The organism is Paenirhodobacter sp. CAU 1674 (assembly GCF_029222945.1).
Taxonomy (GTDB): Bacteria; Pseudomonadota; Alphaproteobacteria; order Rhodobacterales; family Rhodobacteraceae; genus Rhodobacter.
Window position 1 is genome coordinate 1 of sequence record NZ_JARHUH010000025.1, and the last position, 6,005, is coordinate 6,005.

Below are 6,005 nucleotides of genomic sequence, written 5' to 3' on the forward strand. Positions count from 1 at the left end.
CTCCGCCTTGCAGACGTCCTGGGCCGACTGGTGCCGCGAGAATCTGGACAGCGAAATCGTGCGCGGCACCCGCAAGGAAATCACGCAGCGCCAGCACCTGTCGCCGGAAACCTATGGGGCGGTCATGGACAAGGCCCGTGAGAGCGTCAGAGCGCCCTCTGAGGGCCTGTGGGATGCCATCAGGGATGCAGACCTCTCAGAACACCAGACAGAGGCCCTGAGCGGCCTCCTGGCGCTCAAGGGGGAGATTGCCCGCCACAGGGCCGAAGGAAGTGCCTACGAGCCTCCCAGGGGCGCTCTGACGCTGGATCGGGTTGGTGGGGACGCCAGCACCGATCCCTGGCCCTTCATTGAGGCGATCAGGTCCGGGGCTGAACGGATCTATGACACGGCCCATCGGTTCGGTGTGGGACTCCGGGAAAATATGGGGGATCGGTATGAGGCCGGGCGCGATCTCTTCCCCAGCCTGTCCGACCGGATGCACCTGGCGGCGGTGGTGGCGAAGTGCGGGGCGTTCTGTGCCAGGGTCGAGGCCACAGTAAAGAACATGCTCCGCTCTGATGTTCCCCAGATCGAAGAAAGAACCTGCTGGCCGCAGAACGCCGCAACAGAGGTTGAGCGTCACGAAATGAACCTTGGCCTGACAGCTCCCACGGTTCAGGAGGAAACTTCGGCAGAGCGGGAAACCGACCATGACCGGGATTCTGGGCCAACGCACGGTCTCTGACCCCTAGTGTTAATAGTGTTACCTACGGAGTAGTGTTACGGGCTTGGAAATCAGTCCTAACGCACTGACTAACAAACAGGAAACTATCCACATGGTTCCGAAAGGGCCAAATTCTGGTTCCGAAAGGGCCAAATTCTGGTTCCGAAAGGGCCAAATGCCTTGCCTCCCCTAACTGGTTCCTGATAGGCCAAACATGAAAGTTCCTGATAGGCCAAAGATTCATCCATGAGCTTGCTTCCTGATCGCCACCCAAACCTCGATTTCTTCGTCCTGGATATCGCGGATGCCGTGCCGAAGGATGATATGGCGACGATGGAACATCCGCTGTTCTCTCTGGCGACAAAACCAGACATGCGGCACCTCGAATATCGGAGCGGCGATAACGTCCTGAAGATCCGCCCATCTGGTCTTGGGCTGCCCACCATCTTCGATAAAGACATCCTAATTTTCGTCATCAGCCAGCTCATGCATCGGAAAAACCGGGGCGAGGCCATCGGGGATACCGTGCGCTTTTCCGCTCGCGAGCTGTGCGTGGCGACCAACAGGCAGATCGGGGGCGATCACTACAAGCGCCTGGAGAACGCCTTTGCCCGCCTCCAAGGGACACAGTTCGTCACCAACGTCCGGACGGGCGGGAAGATCGAAACGCGGATTTTCTCGCTGATCGATGAGGGCGGCTTCGTCCGCACAGACGACGAACGTTTCCGGTTAGACTACTGCGAGGTGAAGCTGTCGCGCTGGCTCATGCGGGCCATCGAGTCCGACCAGGTCGTCACCATCTCGAACGACTACTTCCGGCTGCGCCGCCCGCTGGAACGCCGCCTCTACGAGATCGGCCGCAAGCACTGCGGCAACAAACCGAAGTGGCAGATCGGCCTGACGACGCTCCAAAACAAGACCGGCAGCAACGCCCCCATCAAACGGTTTAGGCACAACCTGCGCGAAATCATCAAGGCCGATGTGACGCCGTTCTATCGCTTCGAGCTGGACGACAATGACTTGGTGACAGTCCGGCCTCGCCAACCCAAGGCGCAGATCACCCCATCCATTGCGCTGCCAGCCTGGGCCGAAGAGAAAGCCCGCGCCGTGGCACGAGAGAAGGGCCGGGACTACTACGCTCTCCGCGCAGACTGGCTGGCCTTCGCGCAGGCGGAGACGGCCAAAGGCAATCCACCAAAGAACGCAGGCGCTGCCTTTGTGGCTTACTGCGGAAAGCAGGGTAGCCTGCGCTAATCGGGGTTCGCGGCACCTCGATCAGGTTTTCTTGGCGTTGCGGAGCGCAACACGATAAACTGTTGCGCAACAGGCAAGAAGGAACGGGGCGCAACAGCATGAAATATTCACTGTCCGAGGCTGCGAAAGCCACCGGAAAGAATAAGACCACAATCCAGAGAGCTATCAAAAATGGGAAGATTTCAGCCTCCAAAGGGGACCGCGGCGCATATGAGATCGACCCGGCCGAGTTGCATCGTGTTTTTCCGCTCACCGTTGCGCAACCCGATGCGCAACATAGGCAAAGCAACGATGCGCAACAGGTCGAATTTGCTCATAACAACAGCCATTTGAACCGCGTTGTTGAACTGGAAAAAGAGCTGGCGGTCGCGCATGAGCGAGCCAACGGGCTGGAAGATCAAAAGGATCAGATGGCCGACACGATCAGCGATCTGCGGAAGCGCCTGGACAGCTCTGAAGGCCGCGTGATGGCGCTTCTGGCGGATAACAAACCAAAGCGTAGCTCTTGGTGGCCTTGGCGGCGCTCCTAGAAAAGCTCACTGTGCGATCCCAAGCGCACGAGCGTAACGGCATCATCATCTGTTTTGTAAATCAGTACCAAGTCAGGCTTTACGTGGCAGTCGCGATGATCCTTCCAGTCCCCGCTCAGGGGGTGGTCTTTCATCTTCTCAGGCAGCGCCTTGCCCTCCAAAAGGTCTGAAATCACAGGCTTCAGAATCTCTTGGATGCCAGGGTCTGTCTTCATTTCTCTCTTAAGGTCCCGCCGGAACTTAGTCGTGCGATCTAGAGCCTTCATTTCGACTTCTCTCCTTCGCCACGACTGACTTCTTGGCTAAGAGCCGTGAAGTCTGGGACATCGCCACTGGTCATATCCTGCGCCCCGATCTCCAAGGCATGTTCCAACAGCGCATTGTAGCTAGCTGCTGTAAGACCAGGAGTTCCCTGCCCTTGATGCCAACGGATCACGAGGTGGGGATTCCAAATAATCGCATTCCCCATTGGTCCAGACCGCCCCGGCTTTACATCGATGAAATGCAACTCCTGAAGCTTCTTCACACGAGTGAGCCAGGTGTGCTCCCCTCTCTGCCCTCCAAAGCCGGAGGCGTTGGCCATTTCTCCATTTTTATTAAGCACTACGAAGGAGTTGTCCCAAGTATTGCACCAAAGCGTGAGATAGGTGGAGGAGACCGGAGCCCCCTTCGTCATCTCATCCATGATCTTCAAGATCATGGGCATCGTCTTCGGGATCGTCGTGAAGCCTTTATGAGCTTTGCGATCCCACAGATAGGCATCGGCCGTGGGCCAGTGCAGCTCCCTGATCGCCAGCTGTTTCTTGGCGATCGCGGAAGCCTCGCGGGTAGAAGTGGGTTTACTTGCCATGTCATTCATCCTTTCAAATCAAATATGATACAATTATTGTTTATTTTCAATGACTTAGATACATTTTCACGATAATCGTAATACATCATTCACGTGACTTGAATGTGTGAGTTTAGACTAAATAAGTCAAAATAATACACCAAGATGCAACATATGTTTCAAAGATGTTGCTTTTTAATTAGCAAAATCAAACACTTAATAATGTTCCTGACAGTGCTGATGGTGCTGAATGTTCTGATCGTGCTACTCGTGCTGCACGTGCTCCCGGGTAGGTCTGGAAGGGGTCAGGAGAGCGTTGCAACGAAACCTTAATACCATCATCTTAGTTGTAGCTACAATGTGACTACAAAGGATATTTGATATGGCTGGTGCAAATGCAGTTGTTCGCGCGAGGATCGACCCGGCGACGAAGCAACAAGCTACCCAGCTGTTCCAGGCGATGGGGATCACCGTGTCGGACGCGATCCGCATGATGCTGGTTCAAGCTGTGGCGGAGAGAGCCCTTCCGTTTGAGGTAAAGGCCCCGAACGCGGAAACGGTCGCCGCGCTTCAGGCTTCGAGAGCCGGAGAGGTGACTCGTGTCGCTTCTGTCGATGATCTCTTTGCGGATTTGGAGGACGATGACTAAGCCCCAAGGTTTAGTCATCGTCCTGCTTTATAGAAAGTCACAGCAGGCGGAGTACCAGCATGGACAAGACGCAGAGAGTCACGGTTCCTGTCTCTAACGGAGATTGGAGCTTCAGCTTCGAGCTGACGCTCGAACAAGCATGCGAAATCCTTAACTCTCGGGCAGGCGACATCGTTCAGTTGAACGAGACCAGAGAGCAGATCTATGTTCAGGATGGCAACACACTGTTGCACACGAAGGCCGCCAACTCTCTTTCCCACAACGATGGCTCTACATCCGAAGGGCTTCAACGCGAGGCAACTTTTTCGATCCTGAACAGGATGATCTCTGAAGGGGCTTGGGAGAGCGACGACGAGGCGCCGTGCTAAGCGTCCTGACATTCCTTGGCGGCCCCATCCTACCCGGAAAAACCCTCGTCGCCCTCGGCCATGAATTTGGCCTTAGCGCCAGTCGGGCTCGGGACATCTGCGCGAAGCAAGAACGCAAAGAGCGGCGCGGTCAATCAGTGCCGTCTGAGCGTCACCGCTCACTTCATAACCACTTGCACTAGCCGCGGCACTGAAGGCCGCGCCACGCATTGATGCCATAAGATCAATAAAACTCACAAAAACAACCAAAGAGAGGTATAAGGAGCTTTATCGCCAAATAAAGCTTGACAAAACGCCTTATATGAATTATATTACACCATACAGCCACTAAATGCTGTTTTATTTCAAAAGGAGTTATCATGAACGACAATTTTCAACCCGCAACTGTTCAGGCGATCCAAGCCCTCTACGACGCCAACCCCCACGCCAAGAAGCTGTTCGACTGGACAGCATCCCTGAAAAAGGATGCATCCGAGACTTCGCTTGAAAGACTGATGAGCGTCCTAGACATCTCTCGAAAGTCTGCTGTTGCCTTGGCTCAAGAGCTTGAAACAGCTGGATGCGGCGACTTCATCGTGGGGCGAAAGGGTGCCCGATCTCGCTTCCAATGGCGCTATAGCCGTGTAAGCCTTGGGCAAGTGGCTGCCGGCGAGACAGAGGAGATCGAGCCGGTTTCGTCAAACATCGCAACCGAAGCAGAGGAGGAGGCGGAACTCTCTAACGCCAAGCCCTTGACCATCGCATCAGCAAAAGCGCTTCTCGCTCAGTCTCTGGGGATTCAACCAGACCAGATCGAGATCACCGTTAGAGGGTAACCACCACCCATCGGCGGCGACCAGACTGGTCGCCGCCGATGGGCTAATCTGCGCGCATTATAGAAGACGCGCAGGCGGATTGTCGGCGGGTGATCCAGGAGGGCGCAGCGCCTCCGGCCCAACGGCAATTAGCGGAGCGGCTCGAAGAGAATTGCCTAGTGGGTTGTCATTTAAAATGACAATTCTGTCGCTCTCCGCTATCACCGTCCCATGTTCAAGGCAGCGATCCGCGTCAACAAGTTCACCAGTATCGCCCAGCTTCGCGGGGCGTCCCTCCATGCGCAGCGTCACGACGAAACCGGCAAGGCACGGGTCCGGGACGATGCGGAACCCGGCTTCGGTCTCGCTTGGTCGAAGGCCGAGAACGACCGGGACTATCTCGCCGCCTTCAAGGCCCACAAGTCCGAGCTGGGGGCCGGCGAACGGAAAGGCTCGCCGCTCTGCTTGCAGGCCATCTGCGTGGTCTCCCCGGAATGGGTGGAAAAGGCCGGCAACCTGCACGACCCCGACAACCCGCATAACCGCCAGCTCTTCGATCAGGCGAAGGCATGGGCCGAGAGCTGGGGCGGCGAAGGATCGGTGATCGCCACCCGCCTCGATCTCGATGAGAAGGGCGGGGCCGTGGTCGATGTTCTGGTCTCTCCCGTCCGGGAAAGCCGGGGCAAGCCGGTGATCTCGACCAACAAGGCGCTGCGCGAGCTGAAAGAGGCCACGGGCGAGCGGAACGAATACTCCGCCTTGCAGACGTCCTGGGCCGACTGGTGCCGCGAGAATCTGGACAGCGAAATCGTGCGCGGCACCCGCAAGGAAATCACGCAGCGCCAGCACCTGTCGCCGGAAACCTATGGGGCGGT

9 protein-coding genes are annotated in these 6,005 nt (G+C 56.5%); 7 read left to right on the forward strand and 2 right to left on the reverse strand.

Annotated features, from left to right (window positions below; translation table 11 throughout):
• The 3 genes from P2G62_RS17600 to P2G62_RS17610 all read left to right on the forward strand — a co-directional run.
• Positions 1-727 (forward strand): hypothetical protein (locus P2G62_RS17600; RefSeq protein ID WP_275736190.1); only part of this gene is annotated, 727 nt, incomplete at its 5' end.
• A 225-nt stretch (positions 728-952) separates the two neighbouring features.
• Entirely contained in the window at positions 953-1,960 is a 1,008-nt protein-coding gene (locus P2G62_RS17605) for a replication initiator protein A (protein WP_275736191.1), read from the forward strand.
• Between the two features lie 98 nt (positions 1,961-2,058).
• Positions 2,059-2,490, forward strand: coding sequence for a hypothetical protein (locus tag P2G62_RS17610; protein WP_275736192.1), 432 nt, complete (start codon positions 2,059-2,061; stop codon positions 2,488-2,490).
• On the opposite strand, the gene P2G62_RS17615 is transcribed toward P2G62_RS17610, so the two are convergent.
• Both P2G62_RS17615 and P2G62_RS17620 read right to left on the reverse strand, forming a co-directional pair.
• Positions 2,487-2,756, reverse strand: a complete 270-nt coding sequence (locus tag P2G62_RS17615; protein ID WP_275736193.1) for a type II toxin-antitoxin system YafQ family toxin — start codon at positions 2,754-2,756, stop codon at positions 2,487-2,489. The genes P2G62_RS17610 and P2G62_RS17615 overlap by 4 nt on opposite strands.
• Positions 2,753-3,340 (reverse strand): hypothetical protein, encoded by a 588-nt coding sequence (locus tag P2G62_RS17620; RefSeq protein ID WP_275736194.1) that lies wholly within the window; start codon positions 3,338-3,340, stop codon positions 2,753-2,755. Before P2G62_RS17620 ends, P2G62_RS17615 begins: the two co-directional genes overlap by 4 nt.
• 361 nt (positions 3,341-3,701) lie before the next feature.
• Between P2G62_RS17620 and P2G62_RS17625 the strand changes: the two genes are divergently transcribed.
• The 4 genes from P2G62_RS17625 to P2G62_RS17640 form a co-directional block, all read left to right on the forward strand.
• Entirely contained in the window at positions 3,702-3,968 is a 267-nt protein-coding gene (locus P2G62_RS17625; protein WP_275736195.1) for a type II toxin-antitoxin system RelB/DinJ family antitoxin, read from the forward strand.
• Positions 3,969-4,027: 59 nt separating this feature from the next.
• Positions 4,028-4,336 carry a hypothetical protein gene (locus tag P2G62_RS17630; RefSeq protein ID WP_275736196.1) on the forward strand — a complete coding sequence of 103 codons (309 nt, stop codon included), beginning with the start codon at positions 4,028-4,030 and terminating at the stop codon, positions 4,334-4,336.
• A gap of 359 nt (positions 4,337-4,695) precedes the next feature.
• Positions 4,696-5,151, forward strand: a complete 456-nt coding sequence (locus P2G62_RS17635; protein WP_275736197.1) for a hypothetical protein — start codon at positions 4,696-4,698, stop codon at positions 5,149-5,151.
• A 210-nt stretch (positions 5,152-5,361) separates the two neighbouring features.
• Positions 5,362-6,005 (forward strand): hypothetical protein (locus P2G62_RS17640; RefSeq protein ID WP_275736198.1); only part of this gene is annotated, 644 nt, incomplete at its 3' end.

Coding starts and splice junctions, on each gene's coding strand:
- P2G62_RS17605 (WP_275736191.1), top strand. CDS start 953: ATGAGCTTGCTTCCTGATCGCCACCCAAACCTCGATTTCTTCGTCCTG.
- P2G62_RS17610 (WP_275736192.1), top strand. CDS start 2,059: ATGAAATATTCACTGTCCGAGGCTGCGAAAGCCACCGGAAAGAATAAG.
- P2G62_RS17615 (WP_275736193.1), bottom strand. CDS start 2,756: ATGAAGGCTCTAGATCGCACGACTAAGTTCCGGCGGGACCTTAAGAGA.
- P2G62_RS17620 (WP_275736194.1), bottom strand. CDS start 3,340: ATGGCAAGTAAACCCACTTCTACCCGCGAGGCTTCCGCGATCGCCAAG.
- P2G62_RS17625 (WP_275736195.1), top strand. CDS start 3,702: ATGGCTGGTGCAAATGCAGTTGTTCGCGCGAGGATCGACCCGGCGACG.
- P2G62_RS17630 (WP_275736196.1), top strand. CDS start 4,028: ATGGACAAGACGCAGAGAGTCACGGTTCCTGTCTCTAACGGAGATTGG.
- P2G62_RS17635 (WP_275736197.1), top strand. CDS start 4,696: ATGAACGACAATTTTCAACCCGCAACTGTTCAGGCGATCCAAGCCCTC.